Here is a 20,894-nt window from a genome sequence, read left to right as displayed (position 1 = left end):
CGGGGCCTCAGGCCGACGCAGGGGAGTCCGCGTCGGCACGGCGCTGGGCGAAGGTGGCGAACGCCGTGAGCGACTCGGGGTTGGCCAGCGCGCCCTTGGCGGCGGCGCTGTCCACCGGGGTGCCGGTGAGGATCTTCTTGACCGGCACCTCCAGCTTCTTGGCGCTCAGCGTGCGCGGCACCGCCCGCACCTGATGGATCTCGTCCGGGACGTGCCGCGGCGACAGGGCGGTACGCAGCTCCCGGCAGATCTTCTTGCGCAGCGCGTCGTCCAGCTCCAGCCCGTCGGCGAGCACCACGAAGAGCAGCAGCTCACCCGCGCCGCCCTCGTCGTCCTCCAGGTGCACCACCACCGAGTCGACGACCTCGTCCAGCCCTTCCACCACCGAGTAGAACTCGGCGGTGCCCAGCCGGACCCCGCCCCGGTTCAGGGTGGCGTCGGAGCGACCGGTGATCACGCAGCCGCCGCGGGAGTTGATGGTGATCCAGTCGCCGTGCCGCCAGACCCCCGGATAGACCTCGAAGTACGCCTCGGAGTAGCGGCGGCCGTCCGGGTCGTTCCAGAATCCGACCGGCATGCTCGGCATCGGTTCGGTGATCACCAGCTCGCCCAGTTCACCGATGACCGGCGTGCCGTCGGCCGAGCGGGCCTCCACCTTCGCGCCGAGCGCCCGGCAGGTGATCTCCCCGGCGTGCACCGGCAGCAGCGGCACGCCGCCGACGAAGCCGGTGCAGACGTCCGTGCCGCCGGAGAGCGACTGGAGCTGGAGATCGCTGCCGACGTTCTCGTACACCCAGGTGAAGCCCTCGACGGGCAGCGGGGCGCCGGTCGAGCCCACGCCGCGCAGCGCGGACAGGTCGGCGATGTCGGCGGGCTTCAGGTTGGCCTTGCGGCAGGCCAGCAGGAACGGCGCCGAGGTGCCGAAGTAGGTGGTGCCGGTCTCCGCCGCCAGCCGCCACAGCGCGCCCAGGTCCGGGTGGCCCGGGTTGCCGTCGAAGAGCACGATCGCCGCGCCGACCGCCGGCCCGGAGACCAGGAAGTTCCACATCATCCAGCCGGTGGTGGTGAACCAGAAGAACCGGTCCGCCGGGCCCAGGTCGTGGTGCAGGGCCAGCATCTTCAGATGCTCCAGCAGGATGCCGCCGTGGCCGTGCACGATCGGCTTGGGCAGCCCGGTGGTGCCGGAGGAATAGAGCACGTAGAGCGGGTGGTCGAACGGCACCGGCGTGAAGGCCAGCGGCTCGTCGGTCTCCGCCGCCAGCTCGTCCCAGGAGATCGCGCCCTCGGGCGCCTCACCCGTCGGGTCGAGGTAGCCGACGGAGACCGTGTGCTCCAGCGACGGCAGGGCCGCCCGGATCGCCGCCACCTCGCCCCGACGGTCCACCGGCTTGTCGCCGTACCGGTAGCCGTCCACGGCCACCAGCACCTTCGGCTCGATCTGCTGCCAGCGGTCGGTGACGCTACGGGTGCCGAACTCGGGCGCGCAGGAGGAGAAGACGGCGCCCAGGCTCGCCGTGGCGAGCAGCAGGACGTACGTCTCCGGGATGTTCGGCGCGTACGCCGCAACCCGGTCCCCCGCGCCGACGCCGAGCCGGCGCAGGCCGGCCGCCACCCGGCGGACCCGGTCGCGCAGCTGCCCGGCGGTCAGCGTCTCCGGCGCGCGGGTCTGCCCGTGCGCGATCACCACCGGGTCGTCGTCGCCCTTCCCCGGCATCCGCAGCACGTTCTCGGCGTAGTTGAGGGTGGCGCCCGGGAACCAGCGGGTGCCCGGCATCTCCCGGCCGGCGAGGGTCGCCGTCGGCGGGGTGTGCGCGACCACCCCGAAGAAGTCCCAGATCGACCGCCAGAAGCCGTCCAGGTCGGTCACCGACCACTGCCACAGCGCGTCGTAGTCGGCGAACTCCAGCCCGCGGTGCTCGGCCAGCCAGCGCAGGTAGTCGCCGATCCGGGACCGTTCGCGTACGTCCGCCGGCGGCGTCCACAGCACGTCACCCACTGATCCACCCTCCCCTGGCCCGCGCACGACACTGTGAAATGGGCCGTGGCGACATCTTGCCCTACCTCGAAGCGTCATTCTCCGCAGCCGGGGTGGGCGGCGGGGCGTGGCCGCCCCACACCCCGCAGCCCCACCACATGTGGGAACGCTTCAGCCGGCGCGGTGGGCCTGGATGGCGCGGCGCCGGGCCAGCCGGTGGGCACGGCGGATCTCCGCCTCCCGGCAGCGGCGCTCGTCCTCCGGGGTCTCCGGCAGCACCGGCCGGACCGCGCGCGGCGCCCCGCCCACGTCCACCCCCACGAAGACCAGGTACGCGGTGGCCACCCGGACCGGCTCGTCCTCGGCCGAGTCCCAGCGTTCCGCGACCACCCGGACGCCGACCTCCATCGACGTCTTGCCGGTCCAGTTGACCTGGGCGTGCGCGTGCACCAGGTCGCCGACCCGGACCGGCTCGGAGAAGACGATCTCGTCGATCGACGCGGTGACCGCCGTACCGCCGCTGTGCCGGGCAGCCGCGGCACCGGCCACGTCGTCGACGAACTTCATCAACACCCCACCGTGCACGTTCCCGTACAGGTTGACGTCGACAGCGGTCATGATCCGACTGAGCGTGACGCGCGAGTACGACGTCGGCTTGCCGGGTGGGGAGGTGGAGGGGTGCTCGGTCATGGGGAAAACGGTACGGTGCGCGGATGCGACATCTCTGGAGCTTCCTCGCCGGGTTGGTGGTGGCGCCGCTCACGTGGATGCTGATCACCCTCGGACAGGACGGGTCGAGTCACACCATCACCCGTTGGGCGGAGATCGGCACCTTCAACACCGCCAATCTCATCGAGCCCGCCGTGTACCTCGGCGTCGCCGGCATCCTGCTCGGGCTGGTCGGCAGCCTGCGGATCTCCCCGCTCGGGCCGATCGTCGCCGGACTGCTGCTGGTCACCCCGTACGTCGGGATGTTCGTCGCGCCCTTCACCGTGCGTGACCGCATCCCGGAGGGCTGGAAGGTCCTCGGCGACCCCCTGCCGCTGCGGCTGCCGGTGGAGAACGGCACCCTGTTCCTGATCGGCGTCGTGCTGCTGCTGGCGGCGTTCAGCGGACAGCGATGGCGACAGTGGCCGCGAACGGCGGCCGAGGCGGAGCTGACCTCGGCGGCCGTGGACGAGCCGATCGAGAACACCTTCACCCTCAGCGACTGGCCGCCGGCCGGGGAACGCAGCGAGCGGGACACCGCCCCGCTGACCCTCGGCTATCCCGACCAGACCCCCACCGAGCCGCTGCCCCGGCGCAGCGATAGCGAGTCGCCGTGGTCCGCCCCGCCGCGGTACGGCACCCAGCAGGACCATCCCGAGCAACGCTGAATCGACGGCGGGCGGGCCGGTGACACCGGCCCGCCCGTCTGCCCGCCGGCTCCCCCGGTCGCTGCCGGGGCTGGGCACGCGGCGAACCGGTCGCGTCGGTGTCGGATGCCACCGGCCCGGACCGCTCAGAAAGAACAGGCGGCTCGCCGCGCCAGGGCCAGGCGACCGCTCAACTGCAGCGCGGTCACCCTTCCCGCGTCGTCACGCAGGAACCGGCCCAGGTGGGGCACCTCCGTGCTGTCGACGCGACGCACGGCGAACTGGTCGGAGCCGCAGCCGATGAGTGTGGCCTTGAAGCCACCGGCGTCCGCGATGCGTAGCCGTCCGCCCTCCGCAGCCTGCACGGTCAGTCTGGTTCGGCCGTTGACATACACATCCTCGTACTGCTCGAGGTCGGTGAAGGGGATCTCGACGTTGGCGATCGACATCTCGGCCGCAGCGACATCGAGGCCCAACGCGGAGACCGCCACCGTCAGATCCGTCCAAAGGGCGTCTCCGCTCGTCGCGTTGGCGACGTACGCGATCACGCTGGTGGTGGGGGGGTGTGCTCGGACATGGCAGACGGCACCGTCAAGTGTGCCGTCATGTCCGATCCAGCCGTTGCGGAAGATTGCCCAGCCCGAACCCCAGCGATCGGCCAACCCGAAGGGTTCCGCAGCCGGAACCGGCTCTCGGAGCAGATGGCCGGCAGCCGGGGAGAGCAGCCCCGCACCGGCCGTGGCGGGATCGACATGAAGCAACGCGAAGGCGACCAGGTCCGCCGCCGAGCCCAGCACTCCACCGGCCGGTGCCCACGTCGTCGGCAGCTCCACGGGAACGGGCCAGACCCGCTCCCCGCTGACGCCGTGCCCGCTGACCGGTCCGGGGCCCGGACCGGGCGTTGTCAGGTCGGCCAGGCCGAGTCCCAGCGGTCGGGCGAGGAAGGAGTCGAGCGCCTCCCACCACGGGTATCCGGTCACCGCCTCGACGCATCGCCCGGCCAGGATGTACCCGGTGTTGGAGTACGAGAACCGCGTCCCCGGTTCGGCGACGAACTCGAGATCGCGGCAGCCGGCCACGAACCGGCGCAGGGACCGGCTCCCCCGCTCCCCCAGGTCGTGATCGGCGACCAGCCCGCCGGTGTGGCTCAGCAGGTGACGCAGTGTCAAACTTCGCCACTGCGGTGCTGTGGCCGCACGTAACTCCGGAAGGTGCTCCAGGACTTTGCTGTCGAGGTCCAGATCTCCTTCGTCGACCAGCTGGGCGATGAGTGTGGCGGTGAAGGGCTTGGTCACCGACCCGAACGGGAAGAGGGTTCGCGAGGTGACGGGCTCTCCGGTGCCGGCGTCGGCCGTGCCCGCGAACGCTTCGGTGGTCTTCCCGCCCTGGTGCACCACGAGCTGAGCGCCAGGGACTCGATGAGCCGCCATCCCGGCTTCCAGCACCGCCAGCAACTCATCGGCATTCATCGGAAGATGCCTGTCCCATCCGCCGTCGTACCGGCGAAGACACCGCGCCGCAGGCGCGGCAACCAGCGTTCACGGTCGCGCTCGTAGGAGGAGATGGTGTCCTCGTTGAGCATCGTCACGTCGATGTCGTCCTGACCGTTGAGCAGCAACCGCCGTTCGCGGGTGCCGATGGAGAACGACCAGGATCCCGCGTCCGAGAGGACGGTCCGGTGCTCGACGTCGACGGTCACCTGGTACGCCGGGTCACTCTCGACCCGCTCGGCGAGCACGGCTACGGCCGCCTCCGGCAGCGCGACCGCAAGGAGCTGGTTCTTCAGGGCGTTGCGGAGAAAGATGTCGCCGAAACTGGTGGCGATGACCGCGGCGATCCCCCAGTCCCGCAGAGCCCAGACCGCGTGCTCCCGAGAACTGCCGGTGCCGAAGTTGTGCCCCGCGACGAGCACCGTGGCGTCCGCCCGCTCGGGCAGGTTGAAGACGAAGCCGGGGTTCTTGCGCCAATGCGCGAAGAGAGCGTCCTCGTAGCCGCTCTTGGTCAGCCGCTTGCAGAACTCAGCCGGGATGATCTGATCGGTGTCGACATCGCTGCGGCGCAGCACGAGACCGCAACCGGTGTGCCGTCGCACGGGGTTCATGCGACTCCTTCCGTGAGTTCGTGCGGCGCGGTCAGGCGCCCGGTGACGGCGGTGGCCGCGGCGACGGCCGGTGACACGAGATGCGTGCGCGCGCGGGTACCCTGCCGGCCTTCGTAGTTGCGGTTCGACGTGGAGGCGACACGCTCGCCGCCCTGCAGCCGGTCGGCGTTGATGCCCATGCACATCGAGCAGCCGGACAGTCGCCACTGGGCGCCTGCCTTCTCGAACACGTCGCTCAGCCCTTCCTCCTCCGCCTGCCGGCGCACGTCCATCGACCCGGGCACCACCAGCATGGTCACCGAGTCGGCGACCCGCCTGCCGCGCAGGATGTCGGCCGCCGCCCGCAGGTCCTCGATGCGCCCATTCGTGCAGGAGCCGAGAAAGACCGTGTCGACCGCGATGTCCCGCATGCGTACGTGCGGCGCGAGCCCCATGTACTCCAGTGCCCGGGCGGCCCCGGCGCGTTCCACCGCGTCCTCGAAGGTGTCCGGATCCGGCACCGCGCCGCTGAGGGGCACAGCCTGGCCCGGGTTCGTACCCCATGTGACGAACGGGGTCAGGCCGGTGACGTCGAGCTCGACGACCCGGTCGTGGGTGGCGCCAGGGTCGGTGCGCAGGCCCAGCCACGCCGCGGTCGCCTCCTCCAGGTCCGCGCCCGTCGGCGCACCCGGCCGGCCCGCGAGGTAGTCGACAGTCGTGCGGTCCGGCGCGATCAGCCCGGCCCGCGCGCCGGCCTCGATGCTCATGTTGCAGATCGTCATCCGGCCTTCCATGGACAGCCGATCGACAGCGGGACCCTCGTACTCGATGACGTGCCCGTGTGCCCCGTTGGCGCCGATCTCGGCGATCAGCGCGAGGATCAGGTCCTTCGGAGTGACGTCCGGCGGCGTCTGCCCGACGAAGCGGACGAGCAGCGTTCGGGGACGGGCCAGGGCGAGGGTCTGCGTCGCCAGCACGTGCTCCACGTCGCTGGTGCCGACACCGAACGCGAGAGCGCCGAAGGCTCCGTGGGTGGAGGTGTGGCTGTCGCCGCAGACGATGGTCATGCCCGGTTGGACGACTCCCAGCTCGGGTGCCACGACATGCACGATGCCCTGCCGAGCGTCCCCGAGACGGAACTGCTCGATCCCGTGCAGCGCGCAGTTCTCCCGCAGCCGCTGCACCTGCGCAAGACCCATGGCGTCTTTGATCATCAAGGTGTTGGTCGGGACGTTGTGATCCTCGACGGCGAGCGTGAGGTCCGGCCGGCGTACCCGTCGCCCGGCCAGCGAGAGGCCGTCGAACGCCTGCGGCGAACTCGCCTCGTGCACGAGATGCAGGTCGATGTAGAGCAGGTCGGGCTCACCGGGCTCACGCACGACGGTGTGCCGGTCCCAGATCTTCTCGACCAGTGTCCGTGGCGTGGTCATCAGCTGGTCACCTCGACGGCGCCCGGTTCCCTGGAGACGACCGATTCCTGGAGGATCAGCGCCTTGAGGCCGTCGAGGGTCAAGGTCTGCCCACCCGTACGGTCCGCGATCTGGTCGGCGTAGATGCGACGCACATCCGATTCGTCCACGGGCAGCCCCAACTGCTCGAAGGCGTAACGGACGACGTTGTGACCCGAGTGGCGCCCGACGAGCATCTCCCGTTGCCTGCCGAAGCGGTGCGGCTCGACGTACTCGTAGTTCACCGGGGTGCGCAGCATGCCCGCCTGGTGGATCCCCGCGAGGGTGGCGAAGGCGTTCTCGCCGAAGAGAGCCTTGTTGCGGGACGGCTGCAGACCGATCACACGGCTCAGTAACTTGTAGGCCTCATACAGGCCCTCCGTACGCAGAGTGCTCGTCGCCCGGATCTCGTCGCCCTTGTAGAGCAGGACCGCGGCCAACTCCTCCAAGGCGGTGTTGCCGGCCCGCTCACCGATTCCGGCCAGGGTCACCTGCACCTCGTCGGCGCCCGCGGCGATGCCGGCCAGCGCGTTGGCCAGGGACAGCCCCATGTCGTCATGACAGTGCGTGGACAGCCCGATCCCCTCCGGGACCCAGCGCCGTGCCCGTCCGATGAGCGCGCCGAACTCGGACGGCACCATACATCCGGTCGTGTCGGCGAGCACGACGGTCGTCGCGCCCTCTTCGAGGCCGGTCTCGATCAACGGCTGAAGCAGGTCGCCACTTCCGCGCGTGGCGTCCTCGATGCCGAGGGAGATCTTGGTGAAGCCAAGCGTGCGGGCGAAGCGGAGACTGTCCCGCACCTCCGCGAGGCTCTCGCCGCGGCTGATCCCGCGCTTGTGCTCCAGGTGGATGTCGCTGCCGGTCACCATGACCTGAAGGTGATGCCGGTCTGTCCCGCCGGCCTCCGCGGCGATGCTGATGTCGCTGCGCGTCGCCCGGTTCAGAGTGGAGAACTCCGCGGTGGTCAGCGCTTTCGCGATCATCGCGGTCGCACGCTGATCGTTCATCGAAGAACTCGGGAAACCGGTCTCGATGACGTTGACGCCCAACTCCTCCAGCACAAGGGCTATCTCAAGCTTCTGGTGCGGTGACATGGCGTTGCCCGGCGCCTGTTCACCGTCCCGCAGCGTGGTGTCGAAGATCTTGATAAGTCGTCGTTCGGGCACGCCGTGAACGGTCATGACCGATCGCCTCCATTCCGCGTGATCGCTGCACGCGAGCGTGAATTGGAGCTTCACCCTGGCACCGGTTTTGGACGCTCCCCAAAGCTTTTCAAGTGCGCATGAAAGCCGATGACACGCTGCGCACGGCAGAGCGGGGCCGCCCTGTCGGGGCAGCCCCGTTCTCGCCCCGACCTGCTCATTCGCAGTGGTCGATGAGGTTTTCGAGGGTGTTCAGGTAGGTGTCGGCGAGGGTGGTGATGGTGGCGGGGTGGTGGATGTGGTGGTTGTAGGCGAACACGATGTCGAGGTGGCCGTTGAGGACGCTGCCGGCGACATCCAGCAGGTACGGTCGTTCGCCGGCTTCGCTGTGGTCCTGACCGATCCCGGCCCGCTGGCCGGTGATCAACCCGCCGCCGGTGGCGGAACCGGCGGTGTCGAACTGGCCCAGGTAGTTGAAACTGATCTGCGGTTGGGCGTCGCCACGCAGCACCGCGCCCGGCTGGTCCGGCCCCGACAGCCACCGCAACGCGTCGTATCCCAGACCATGACCCGGCACCCGACGCAACTGACTCTTCACCGCGCGGATCAGGATCCGCCAGTCCGGCTCGGCCGCCGAACCCTGTTCCGGCACGTGCAACGGCACCGGGAAATGCGTGGTGAACCAGCCCACCGTCCGGGTCACATCGACATCATCGAACAACTCCTCCCGACCGTGACCCTCCATCCCGATCAACAACCGATCCCGGCCGGTCCACCGCGCCAGCACCCGACCCAACGCCGCCACCAGCACATCGTTGATCTGCGTCCGATACACCGCCGGCACCCGACGCAACAACAGGTCAGTCCGCCGCGCGTCCAACCGCACCGACACCTCACGCACCGCACCCGCGGTATTCGCCGCCTGCGCATCCACCGGCAACCGCGGATCCGCCGCCGACACCTGCGACCAGTACTCCAACTCCGCGTCCAACCCACCCGCGGCCACATGCCCCACCAGACGCTGCGCCCAGTACTGGAACGACGACGTCGCCGCTTCCAGCCGCACCGGCTCACCCGCCGCCACCTGCCGATAACCGGCCTGCAGATCCGACAACAGGATCCGCCACGACACCCCGTCAACCACCAGGTGATGCACCGTCAACAACAACCGCGGCGGCTGTGAACCACCCCGGAACACCACCGCCCGCAGCAGCGGACCGGTGTCCAACCGCAACGACGCCTGCGCCCGCCGCGCCTGCTCCTGCATCACCCACTCCGCCTGCTGTTCGTCCGCCGGGATCTCGACCACGTCGAACACCGCCGACATGTCCTGCACCGGCGCGCAGGAAGCCCGCCAACCGCCGTCCTCACCACGCACGAACCGACACCGCAACACGTCGTGCTCCGCCACCAACGCGTCGACCACGTCCCGCAGCAGCCGCACCTCGACCCGCGGATCCAATTCCAGCAGCACCGACATGTTGTAATGCGACGGATCAGCGGTGAAAACGTCGAAGAACCACCGCTGAATCGGGGTCAACTCCCACACCCCGTCCACCACCGGCCGTTGCTGCACCGGCCCCGGCCGGCCGATCTCCCCCGATTCCAGACCCGCCGCCAACGCCGCCACACTCTGCCGCACAAACAAATCCCGCGACGACAACCACAAACCCGCAGCCCGCGCCCGCGACACCACCTGAATACTCAGGATCGAATCCCCACCAAGCTCAAAGAAATTATCCTCCACCCCCACCCGAGGCACACCCAAAACCTCAGCCCACACCCCCGCCAACACCCGCTCCACCGACGAACGCGGAGCCACAAAAACCCCACCCGCATCCACCTCAACCGGCACCGGCAAACCCCGCCGATCCACCTTCCCCGACGGCAACAACGGCAACCCGTCAACCACCATCACCACCGACGGCACCATGAACCCCGGCAACCATTCGGAGGCGAAGGCCCGTAGCTCCGAGCGTTCGGGCACCTGGAAGCCGGACGGCACCACGTGGGCCGCCAGTCGTCGACCGAGGCGGTCCTCGATGACGGTGACCACGCTCTCCGCGACGAGCGGGTACGACGAGAGCACCCCCTCGATCTCGCCCGGATCGACACGCACGCCGTGGACCGAGAGCATGTCGTCGTCGCGGCAGTACACCTCGATCGTGCGGTCGGGCCTGAGTGCCACCGGCTCGTCGGCGCGTACTCCCTGCCCGGACACGTCCCGGGAGAGACCGGCGCCGCTCATCCGGAGCTCTCCCGGCACACCGAGCGGCTGGTGGGCACCGGCCGCGTTGAGTATCCACAGGGCACGCCCGGGCAGCGGCGGGCCGGCCGGCTCCCGGCGCGGACGCCCGACGGCGGGGGTGGACACGGGGCTCCACGTCACCGGTCCGGCCGCGACCTCCGGGCACCAGGCGTACGCCAGCTGCGCCGAGGCCTCCGGGAACGCCTCGCGCCACGCCTGGTGCTGGGTGGACCAGAGTGTCTCCCCGCTGAGCAGGATCCTCCGCAGCGACGCCCGAGGCGGCGGCACCCCGTCGGCTTTGCCGGCGGCCAGCCGTTGCAGTGCCGACGGCAGGATGGAAGCGACCGTGACGTGGTGCTCCAGCAGTGCCTCACCGAGAGCGTGCGGGTCGCCAACCGGGGGCGCGTACGCGAGGCGGGCCCCGGCCAGCAGCGCCGCCCAGGTCTCCCACAGCGAGTGGCCGGCACCCGTCGTCAGCAGGACGTCCCGGTCATCGAGGCGGAGGACCGGCTCCACGACGGCGAGCGCCTCGACGAGACTCCGGTGTTCGATCTGGACGCCTTTGGGGGTGCCGGTGGAGCCGGAGGTGTAGATGACGTATGCCAGGTCGTCGGGGGTGGCGGTGTGTTCGGGTGTGGTGTCGGGGAGTCCGGCGGTGTCGGTGTCGGTGTCGTCCAGGGCCAGCCACCGCGTGTGCGGGCCGGCCGCGCTTAGGCGTTGGTGTAGTGCGTGTTCGGTCAGTACCAGGGTGGTGCCGCTGTCGGTGATCATGTGTGCCAGGCGGTCGTCCGGGTAGCCCGGGTCCAGCGGCACGAAAGCCGCTCCGGAGCGCAGCACCGCCAGCATCCCCAACGGCATCAGCCGACCCCGCGACACACACAACCCGACCAGCGAACCAGGACCGGCGCCGGCGGCACGCAACCAGTGCGCCACCCGGTTCGCCGCGGTGTCGAGTTCGGCGAAGGTCACGGGTCCGGCCTGGTCGATCACCGCTATCGCGTCCGGGGTGCGCGCCACGCGCTGCGCGAACAACTCCTGCACGCAGTGGGGCTGCGGCACGGTCATCGTCGTGTCGTTGAATCCCTGCACCACCAGGTCACGCTCTGCCGCCGGCAGCATGTCCACCAACGCCAGCGGACGTTCCACCTCGGCGACCGCGTCCGCGGCCACCACCCGCAACAACTCGACGATGTGCTCGCCGAGTCGCACCATCGTCGACTCGTCGAACAGGTCGGTGTTGAACTCCACCACCATCTGCAAACCCTGGTCGGGGTCGGCGGGGCCGGGCACCGTGAACTCCACGGTCACCTCGAACTGCGCGGCCACGCACGGCAGCTCGAACTCCGTCACCGCCAGGCCACTCAACCGGGGCAGTTCCACCGGCGCGTTCTGCACCACCACCATCGCCTGGAACAGCGGTGACCGGCTCGGGTCACGCTGCTCGACGAGTTCCTCCACCAGCCGTTCGAACGGCACATCCTGATGCGCGAACGCCTCCAGCACCGTCTCACGCACCCGCCCCAGCAACTGCCCGAACGACTCCTGCTCGGCGATCCGCGACCGCAACACCACGGTGTTGACGAAAAAGCCCACCATGTCCTGCAACTCGCGACGGTCACGACCCGCAGTGACCGACCCCACCGCCACATCCGACGAACCCGACCAGCGGCCCAACACCACCTGCACCGCAGCCGTCAACGCCATGAACAACGTCGCACCCCGCGCCCGGCACAACCGCGACAAACCCGCCACCGTCTGCGCCGGCACCACACCCCGCACCACCGCACCCACCGTCGACCGCACCGCCGGCCGCGGCCGATCCACCGGCAACTCCAACACCGGCACACCCGCCAACTGCCGCCGCCAATACCCCACACCCTCGGCCAGCACCCGCTCGGTCAACCGCGACCGCTGCCACACCGCGAAATCCGCGTACTGCACCACCGGCACCGGCAAACCCGCATCCACACCCCGCACCCGAGCGTCATAGAAGACACCCAACTCGCGGGTCAGCAACCCCAACGACCAGCCATCAACCGCCACATGATGAAACGTCAACACCACCACATGCTCATCAACCCCGACACCCACCACCAACGCCCGCACCAACGGCACAACCGACACATCAAACGGCCTCGACACCTCCTCCAACACCACATCGTCCAACGCCCCGGCACTCACCCCATCCACGAACCGAACCTCAGCGGAAACCGAACCCGCCGGCTCCACCACCTGCACACCAACCCCACCCACGGACACCAACCGCGTCCGCAACACCTCATGCCGGGCCACAACATCACCCAACGCACCCACCAACGCCGAACGATCCAACCCCCCCACCAACCGCAAACCCGCCGACGCGTTGTAATCCACCCCACCCGGATTGAACTGCGCCAAAAACCACAACCGCTGCTGCGCAAACGACAACGGCAAACCCTCACCCCGCCCCACCACCGGAATACCCCCACCCACCACACGCCCGGACTGCTCGATCTCGGCGGCCAGGGCGCTGACAGTGGGCAGATCGAACAGGCGGCGCAGGGGCAGATCGACTCCGAGGACATCGCGTATCATCGATGCAATCCGGATGGTGCGGATGGAGTCGCCGCCGAGCGCGAAGAAGTTGTCCTCGATGCCGATGCGGGGCGCCTCGAGCACCTCGGCCCAGATGGCCGCCACCGCCCGTTCGACAGGGGTGCGGGGCGCCACGAACACCGCCACGGCGTCCGTAGCGAGATTGGCCGTCTCCAGCGCACGGCGGTCCAGCTTGCCGCTGGGGGTCAGCGGCAGGTCGTCACGCAGCAGTACCAGGCCCGGGACCATGTGCTCGGGAAGGTGCTCTCCCAGGTGTTCCTGGAGCTCGGCCGCGACCGGTGACCGTCCGTCGACGGCCACGACGTGAGCGACCAGCCGCCGTCCGCCGCCGGAGTCGGCCGGTGCGGTCACCGCCGCCCGCTCGACCTCCGGGTGCCGTTCCAGCACCGCCTCGATCTCGCCCAGCTCGATCCGGAAGCCACGCACCTTGACCTGCTCGTCCAGCCGGCCGCGGTACTCGATGACGCCGTCCGCCCGCCGCCGGGCCAGGTCACCGGTGCGGTAGAGGCGGCCATCCGATCCGTCGAACGGGTCCGGCACGAAGCGCTCAGCCGTCAGCTCCGGCCGGTTCAGGTACCCGAGGGCGAGCTGGACGCCCCCGATGCACAGCTCACCCTCGCTGCCCGGCACCACCGGCGCCAGATCGGCGTCCAGGATGTGGATGGACGTGTTCCAGACCGGCCTGCCGATCGGAACGGTGCCGTCCAGGTCGCTGTCCACGCACTGGTGGTACGTCACGTCGATCGACGCCTCGGTCGGGCCGTACAGGTTGTGCAGCGGGGCATCCAGCACCTCGCGGTAATGCCGCCACAGCTGCGCGGGCAGCGCCTCTCCGCTGCAGATCACCCGCCTGAGCGTCTCGATCCCGGCGGCGGCCGGCGTGTCCACGAACGCGCGCAGCATCGACGGTACGAAGTGCACGGTGGTGATCCGTTCCCGCCGGATGAGGTCGGCCAGGTACTCCGGGTCGGCGTGTCCGTCCGGCCGGGCCACCACGAGCGCGGCGCCGGTCATGAGCGGCCAGAAGAACTCCCATACCGAGACGTCGAAACTCGAGGGGGTCTTCTGCAGAACCCGGTCGTCGGCAGCGAGACCGTACTCGTCCTGCATCCAGAGGAGCCGGTTCACCACGCCGACGTGCGGCACGACGACACCCTTCGGACGGCCGGTGGAGCCGGAGGTGTAGATGACGTAGGCGGGGCTGTTCCGATCGAGTCCGCTCCGGTCGACCGGACCGGTGGGAAGGCCGCTCAGGAGGGCGCCGGTCGTCTCGGTGTCGAGCAGTACGACAGTGCTCTGCCCCGACGGCAGGACCTTCTCGGTACGGCTGTCGGTCAGCACCACCCGGGGACGCGCGTCGTCGAGCATGAACGCGAGGCGCTCGGCAGGGTAGTCCGGATCAAGGGGAAGATAGGCGCCGCCGGCCTGGTGGACCGCGTAGAGGGCGACGACCAGCTCGATGCACCGGGGCAGCGACACGGCGACCAGGTCACCGGGGCCCACGCCGAGCTCACGCAGATGGTGCGCGAGCTGGTTGGCCCGGGCCGCGAAGGCCGCGTACGTGAGCGTCCGCCCTTCGAAGCGTACGGCCGGCGCGTCGGGGGTACGCCGGACCTGCGCGTCGAAGAGGTCCGGCAGGCATTCCGGTCCGATCGGCACCAGGGCGCCGTTGTGCCGCCCGACGGCCTCCCGCTGTTCCTCCGCGGTGAGCATCGGCACGGCAGCCAGCGAGCCGGCGGCATCCGCGGCGGCGAGTCCTTCGATGATCCGCCCAAGGTGGGCGACCATCCGCCGTACCGTCGTCTCGTCGAACATCCGGGGGTCGTACGCGAGCGTGAGCGCCAGTCCGTCGCCCGGGTACGCCAGCAGGTTGAGGGGGAAGCTGGTGGCTTCCGTGCCCGCCAGGCCGGTCATCCGCAGACCGTGCTCGGCACCGAGACCGAGGTCGGCGGGGTAGTTCTCGAAGACGACGATGCTGTCGAACATCGGCGAGCCGGCCGGGACCTCACTCCAGCTCTGGATGTCCGCCAACGCCGAACCCTCGAACTCCCGCGCCGCCACCTGAGCGTCCTGCAAACCCCGCAGCCAGCCGACGACCGGCTCACCACCGTCGACGCGCACCCGCACCGGCAACGTGTTGATGAAAATGCCCACCACATCACCCGCGCCCGCCAACTCCGGCGGACGACCCGACACCGTCGAACCGAAACACACATCCCGCACACCGCAGTACCGCGACAACAACAACGCCCACGCGCCCTGCACCACCGTGTTCACCGTCAACCGATGCCGCCGCGCGAACCCCACCACCGCATCGGACACCACCGACGGCAACACCACCGGCACCGACGCATCCGCCCGAGCCTGATACGACCCCACCGGCACCCGGTCCACCGGCAACACGTTCGCCGCCTCGAACCCCGCCAACACCTCCCGCCAGAACCGCTGCTCCGTACCACGATCACGAGCCGCCAACCACGCCACGTAATCCACGAACGGACGCCGCACCGGCAACCCCGCCACCACCGCCGCGCCCCGCGCCCCCGACACCAACGCCCCGTACACGGCGAACACATCCGACAACACCTGGAACGTGCTCCACCCGTCCAACATCAGATGATGCGAGGTGCGGAGGACGCGGACGCGGTCGTCGCCCAACTCCGCCAGCACCAACCGCGACAACGGCGCCCGCCCCAGATCCACACCCGCCAGCCGCTCCTCCTCCGACAACCGGCGCGCCTCGGCCTCCTGCTCCCCCACCGACAACCCCGACCAGTCCACCCGACGCACCGGCAACACCACCCGCCGCCACACCACCTGAACCGGCTCCGGCACCCCCTGCCACACCACCGAACTCCGCAACACCGGCGTCCGATCCGTCACCACCTGCCACGCCCGCGCCAACGCGTCCACGTCCCGGACACCCTCGAGCACGAAGGACATCTGGTCGAGGTACACCCCCGACTCGGGCGCCATCAGGGCATGGAAGAGCATCCCCGCCTGGATCGGCGTCAGCCGGTACACATCCTCCACCTCACGACCGTCACCCACCACCGCGTCCACCGCCGCCTGATCCAGCCCGGCATACGGGAAATCCTCCGGCGTACATCCGCCGGCAGCCATGTCGACGCAGTGGTCGATGAGGTTTTCGAGGGTGTTCAGGTAGGTGTCGGCGAGGGTGGTGATGGTGGCGGGGTGGTGGATGTGGTGGTTGTAGGCGAACACGATGTCGAGGTGGCCGTTGAGGACGCTGCCGGCGACATCCAGCAGGTACGGTCGTTCGCCGGCTTCGCTGTGGTCCTGACCGATCCCGGCCCGCTGGCCGGTGATCAACCCGCCGCCGGTGGCGGAACCGGCGGTGTCGAACTGGCCCAGGTAGTTGAAACTGATCTGCGGTTGGGCGTCGCCACGCAGCACCGCGCCCGGCTGGTCCGGCCCCGACAGCCACCGCAACGCGTCGTATCCCAGACCATGACCCGGCACCCGACGCAACTGACTCTTCACCGCGCGGATCAGGATCCGCCAGTCCGGCTCGGCCGCCGAACCCTGTTCCGGCACGTGCAACGGCACCGGGAAATGCGTGGTGAACCAGCCCACCGTCCGGGTCACATCGACATCATCGAACAACTCCTCCCGACCGTGACCCTCCATCCCGATCAACAACCGATCCCGGCCGGTCCACCGCGCCAGCACCCGACCCAACGCCGCCACCAGCACATCGTTGATCTGCGTCCGATACACCGCCGGCACCCGACGCAACAACAGGTCAGTCCGCCGCGCGTCCAACCGCACCGACACCTCACGCACCGCACCCGCGGTATTCGCCGCCTGCGCATCCACCGGCAACCGCGGATCCGCCGCCGACACCTGCGACCAGTACTCCAACTCCGCGTCCAACCCACCCGCGGCCACATGCCCCACCAGACGCTGCGCCCAGTACTGGAACGACGACGTCGCCGCTTCCAGCCGCACCGGCTCACCCGCCGCCACCTGCCGATAACCGGCCTGCAGATCCGACAACAGGATCCGCCACGACACCCCGTCAACCACCAGGTGATGCACCGTCAACAACAACCGCGGCGGCTGTGAACCACCCCGGAACACCACCGCCCGCAGCAGCGGACCGGTGTCCAACCGCAACGACGCCTGCGCCCGCCGCGCCTGCTCCTGCATCACCCACTCCGCCTGCTGTTCGTCCGCCGGGATCTCGACCACGTCGAACACCGCCGACATGTCCTGCACCGGCGCGCAGGAAGCCCGCCAACCGCCGTCCTCACCACGCACGAACCGACACCGCAACACGTCGTGCTCCGCCACCAACGCGTCGACCACGTCCCGCAGCAGCCGCACCTCGACCCGCGGATCCAATTCCAGCAGCACCGACATGTTGTAATGCGACGGATCAGCGGTGAAAACGTCGAAGAACCACCGCTGAATCGGGGTCAACTCCCACACCCCGTCCACCACCGGCCGTTGCTGCACCGGCCCCGGCCGGCCGATCTCCCCCGATTCCAGACCCGCCGCCAACGCCGCCACACTCTGCCGCACAAACAAATCCCGCGACGACAACCACAAACCCGCAGCCCGCGCCCGCGACACCACCTGAATACTCAGGATCGAATCCCCACCAAGCTCAAAGAAATTATCCTCCACCCCCACCCGAGGCACACCCAAAACCTCAGCCCACACCCCCGCCAACACCCGCTCCACCGACGAACGCGGAGCCACAAAAACCCCACCCGCATCCACCTCAACCGGCACCGGCAAACCCCGCCGATCCACCTTCCCCGACGGCAACAACGGCAACCCGTCAACCACCATCACCACCGACGGCACCATGAACCCCGGCAACCGCGCCGCCACGAACTCCCGCACCACCCCCACATCCACCCCACCACCACCGACACCCACCACATAACCCACCAACCGCCGCCGCGCACCCTCACCCACAGCCACCACCACCGCCTCACCCACCGACGGATGAGCCAACAACACCGCCTCCACCTCACCCGGCTCCACCCGGAACCCACGAACCTTCACCTGCTCATCGACACGCCCCAAAAACTCCAGACACCCATCCGCACCCCACCGACCCACATCCCCCGTCCGGTACACCCGCCGCCCGCCCGCGAACGACACCCGAACAAAACGCTCCGCCGTCAGATCCGCACGACCCCAATAACCCCTCGCCAGACCGTCACCCCCAATCAGCAACTCACCGGCCACACCCACCGGCACCGGATTCAAACCCTCATCCACCACATAAACCACCGTGTTACCCAACGGCCGTCCAATAGGGACGACAGAGCGGCCCTCGATGGTTTCGAGCGTCGGTTCGAAAACGGTGGAGTCGACCGTCGCCTCGGTGCCCCCGTAGGCGTTCACCACGGTGGTGCCCGGCTGCAGGATGCCGAGAAGGTCGCGGCAGTCCTCGACCCGCCAGCCCTCGGAGCCCACCGACAGCAGCGCCAGCGGCGGGAAGGGCACGCCCTGGTTCCGGCATTCCTGCACGAGCACCCGCAACAGGGACGGGACCACCTCGAAGCCCGTCGCGCCGGTGAGTTCCATGAGCCGCAGCAGCTCCGGTGGGTCGGTGACGGTGTCGGTATCCGCGATGATCAGCGTGCCGCCGAAGAACGCCGAGCGCAGCAGATCGGCGAAGGAGAGGTCGACCGAGAGACTGGAGATCGAGACGAAGCGCAGCGGCCGTTCGGTGAGCCCGAACCGGTGGTCCCATGCGTGGGCGATGTGCCAGAGCTGCCGGTGTTCGATCTGGACGCCTTTGGGGGTGCCGGTGGAGCCGGAGGTGTAGATGACGTATGCCAGGTCGTCGGGGGTGGCGGTGTGTTCGGGTGTGGTGTCGGGGAGTCCGGCGGTGTCGGTGTCGGTGTCGTCCAGGGCCAGCCACCGCGTGTGCGGGCCGGCCGCGCTTAGGCGTTGGTGTAGTGCGTGTTCGGTCAGTACCAGGGTGGTGCCGCTGTCGGTGATCATGTGTGCCAGGCGGTCGTCCGGGTAGCCCGGGTCCAGCGGCACGAAAGCCGCTCCGGAGCGCAGCACCGCCAGCATCCCCAACGGCATCAGCCGACCCCGCGACACACACAACCCGACCAGCGAACCAGGACCGGCGCCGGCGGCACGCAACCAGTGCGCCACCCGGTTCGCCGCGGTGTCGAGTTCGGCGAAGGTCACGGGTCCGGCCTGGTCGATCACCGCTATCGCGTCCGGGGTGCGCGCCACGCGCTGCGCGAACAACTCCTGCACGCAGTGGGGCTGCGGCACGGTCATCGTCGTGTCGTTGAATCCCTGCACCACCAGGTCACGCTCTGCCGCCGGCAGCATGTCCACCAACGCCAGCGGACGTTCCACCTCGGCGACCGCGTCCGCGGCCACCACCCGCAACAACTCGACGATGTGCTCGCCGAGTCGCACCATCGTCGACTCGTCGAACAGGTCGGTGTTGAACTCCACCACCATCTGCAAACCCTGGTCGGGGTCGGCGGGGCCGGGCACCGTGAACTCCACGGTCACCTCGAACTGCGCGGCCACGCACGGCAGCTCGAACTCCGTCACCGCCAGGCCACTCAACCGGGGCAGTTCCACCGGCGCGTTCTGCACCACCACCATCGCCTGGAACAGCGGTGACCGGCTCGGGTCACGCTGCTCGACGAGTTCCTCCACCAGCCGTTCGAACGGCACATCCTGATGCGCGAACGCCTCCAGCACCGTCTCACGCACCCGCCCCAGCAACTGCCCGAACGACTCCTGCTCGGCGATCCGCGACCGCAACACCACGGTGTTGACGAAAAAGCCCACCATGTCCTGCAACTCGCGACGGTCACGACCCGCAGTGACCGACCCCACCGCCACATCCGACGAACCCGACCAGCGGCCCAACACCACCTGCACCGCAGCCGTCAACGCCATGAACAACGTCGCACCCCGCGCCCGGCACAACCGCGACAAACCCGCCACCGTCTGCGCCGGCACCACACCCCGCACCACCGCACCCACCGTCGACCGCACCGCCGGCCGCGGCCGATCCACCGGCAACTCCAACACCGGCACACCCGCCAACTGCCGCCGCCAATACCCCACACCCTCGGCCAGCACCCGCTCGGTCAACCGCGACCGCTGCCACACCGCGAAATCCGCGTACTGCACCACCGGCACCGGCAAACCCGCATCCACACCCCGCACCCGAGCGTCATAGAAGACACCCAACTCGCGGGTCAGCAACCCCAACGACCAGCCATCAACCGCCACATGATGAAACGTCAACACCACCACATGCTCATCAACCCCGACACCCACCACCAACGCCCGCACCAACGGCACAACCGACACATCAAACGGCCTCGACACCTCCTCCAACACCACATCGTCCAACGCCCCGGCACTCACCCCATCCACGAACCGAACCTCAGCGGAAACCGAACCCGCCGGCTCCACCACCTGCACACCAACCCCACCCACGGACACCAACCGCGTCCGCAACACCTCATGCCGGGCCACAACATCACCCAACGCACCCACCAACGCCGAACGATCCAACCCCCCCACCAACCGCAAACCCGCCGACGCGTTGTAATCCACCCCACCCGGATTGAACTGCGCCAAAAACCACAACCGCTGCTGCGCAAACGACAACGGCAAACCCTCACCCCGCCCCACCACCGGAATACCCCCACCCACCACACGCCCGGAGAGGCGTTTGAGAGCTTCTTCCCGGACGTGCGCGGGCAGCGCGGCGATACGGTCTTCACGCGACAACGACATCGTGTATTCCTCTTTCGTCAAATGCGAAGGAGCGACCAGGCGCCGCACCACGGTCAGTCGGCTGGCTGGGATCGGAGGGTATTCATGATCGGTCGGAGGAGCGAGAACGGAATCGTCGCCGGAACGAGCCCAAGCCTCCATCCTTGGCGGGAATGAAGGCGACGTTGACGCTCGCATTCGACGACATGGCGGGCAACATCTTTCAGCCGCGCATGAACACAGGCACCAGATGCGGTCAGGCTGGAGCTCGTGCCGTTCTTTTCATGACACCG

The 20,894-nt window shown here is 69.1% G+C and carries 8 protein-coding genes; 1 reads left to right on the top strand and 7 read right to left on the bottom strand.

All coding sequences use genetic code 11. The features are described from left to right. Positions 1–7 precede the first annotated feature (7 nt). Complete coding sequence (locus tag GA0074704_RS08010) at positions 8–1,996, bottom strand: acetoacetate--CoA ligase (protein ID WP_088969909.1); 1,989 nt, start codon at positions 1,994–1,996, stop codon at positions 8–10. 150 nt (positions 1,997–2,146) lie between these two features. Beyond that, positions 2,147–2,665, bottom strand: coding sequence for an acyl-CoA thioesterase (locus tag GA0074704_RS08005; protein WP_088969908.1), 519 nt, complete (start codon positions 2,663–2,665; stop codon positions 2,147–2,149). Between the two features lie 23 nt (positions 2,666–2,688). Here GA0074704_RS08005 and GA0074704_RS08000 point away from each other — a divergent pair, with 23 nt between their 5' ends. Continuing rightward, positions 2,689–3,351 (top strand): hypothetical protein, encoded by a 663-nt coding sequence (locus GA0074704_RS08000; protein WP_088969907.1) that lies wholly within the window; start codon positions 2,689–2,691, stop codon positions 3,349–3,351. A 125-nt stretch (positions 3,352–3,476) separates the two neighbouring features. On the opposite strand, the gene GA0074704_RS07995 is transcribed toward GA0074704_RS08000, so the two are convergent. The 5 genes from GA0074704_RS07995 to GA0074704_RS07975 form a co-directional block, all read right to left on the bottom strand. Beyond that, positions 3,477–4,799, bottom strand: a complete 1,323-nt coding sequence (locus tag GA0074704_RS07995) for a serine hydrolase domain-containing protein (RefSeq protein ID WP_088969906.1) — start codon at positions 4,797–4,799, stop codon at positions 3,477–3,479. Then, entirely contained in the window at positions 4,796–5,431 is a 636-nt protein-coding gene (leuD, locus tag GA0074704_RS07990; RefSeq protein ID WP_088969905.1) for a 3-isopropylmalate dehydratase small subunit, read from the bottom strand. Before leuD ends, GA0074704_RS07995 begins: the two co-directional genes overlap by 4 nt. Continuing rightward, positions 5,428–6,840 (bottom strand): 3-isopropylmalate dehydratase large subunit, encoded by a 1,413-nt coding sequence (gene leuC, locus GA0074704_RS07985; protein ID WP_088969904.1) that lies wholly within the window; start codon positions 6,838–6,840, stop codon positions 5,428–5,430. Before leuC ends, leuD begins: the two co-directional genes overlap by 4 nt. Continuing rightward, entirely contained in the window at positions 6,840–8,042 is a 1,203-nt protein-coding gene (locus GA0074704_RS07980) for a LeuA family protein (protein ID WP_088969903.1), read from the bottom strand. The genes leuC and GA0074704_RS07980 overlap by 1 nt, the downstream gene beginning before the upstream one ends. 178 nt (positions 8,043–8,220) lie before the next feature. After that, positions 8,221–20,622 (bottom strand): non-ribosomal peptide synthetase, encoded by a 12,402-nt coding sequence (locus GA0074704_RS07975; RefSeq protein WP_172880471.1) that lies wholly within the window; start codon positions 20,620–20,622, stop codon positions 8,221–8,223. Positions 20,623–20,894 lie beyond the last annotated feature (272 nt).

Origin of the sequence: Micromonospora siamensis (genome assembly GCF_900090305.1) — a bacterium.
GTDB classification, from domain to species: Bacteria; Actinomycetota; Actinomycetes; order Mycobacteriales; family Micromonosporaceae; genus Micromonospora; species Micromonospora siamensis.
Note: the sequence above shows the minus strand (reverse complement) of the source record. Positions and strands in the feature narration are given on the sequence as shown.

Bases quoted from the DNA above. Each gene is read 5' to 3' on its own strand.
- GA0074704_RS07980 (WP_088969903.1), bottom strand. From the start codon at position 8,042: ATGACCGTTCACGGCGTGCCCGAACGACGACTTATCAAGATCTTCGAC.
- GA0074704_RS08005 (WP_088969908.1), bottom strand. From the start codon at position 2,665: ATGACCGAGCACCCCTCCACCTCCCCACCCGGCAAGCCGACGTCGTAC.
- leuD (WP_088969905.1), bottom strand. From the start codon at position 5,431: ATGAACCCCGTGCGACGGCACACCGGTTGCGGTCTCGTGCTGCGCCGC.
- leuC (WP_088969904.1), bottom strand. From the start codon at position 6,840: ATGACCACGCCACGGACACTGGTCGAGAAGATCTGGGACCGGCACACC.
- GA0074704_RS07995 (WP_088969906.1), bottom strand. From the start codon at position 4,799: ATGAATGCCGATGAGTTGCTGGCGGTGCTGGAAGCCGGGATGGCGGCT.
- GA0074704_RS07975 (WP_172880471.1), bottom strand. From the start codon at position 20,622: ATGTCGTTGTCGCGTGAAGACCGTATCGCCGCGCTGCCCGCGCACGTC.
- GA0074704_RS08000 (WP_088969907.1), top strand. From the start codon at position 2,689: ATGCGACATCTCTGGAGCTTCCTCGCCGGGTTGGTGGTGGCGCCGCTC.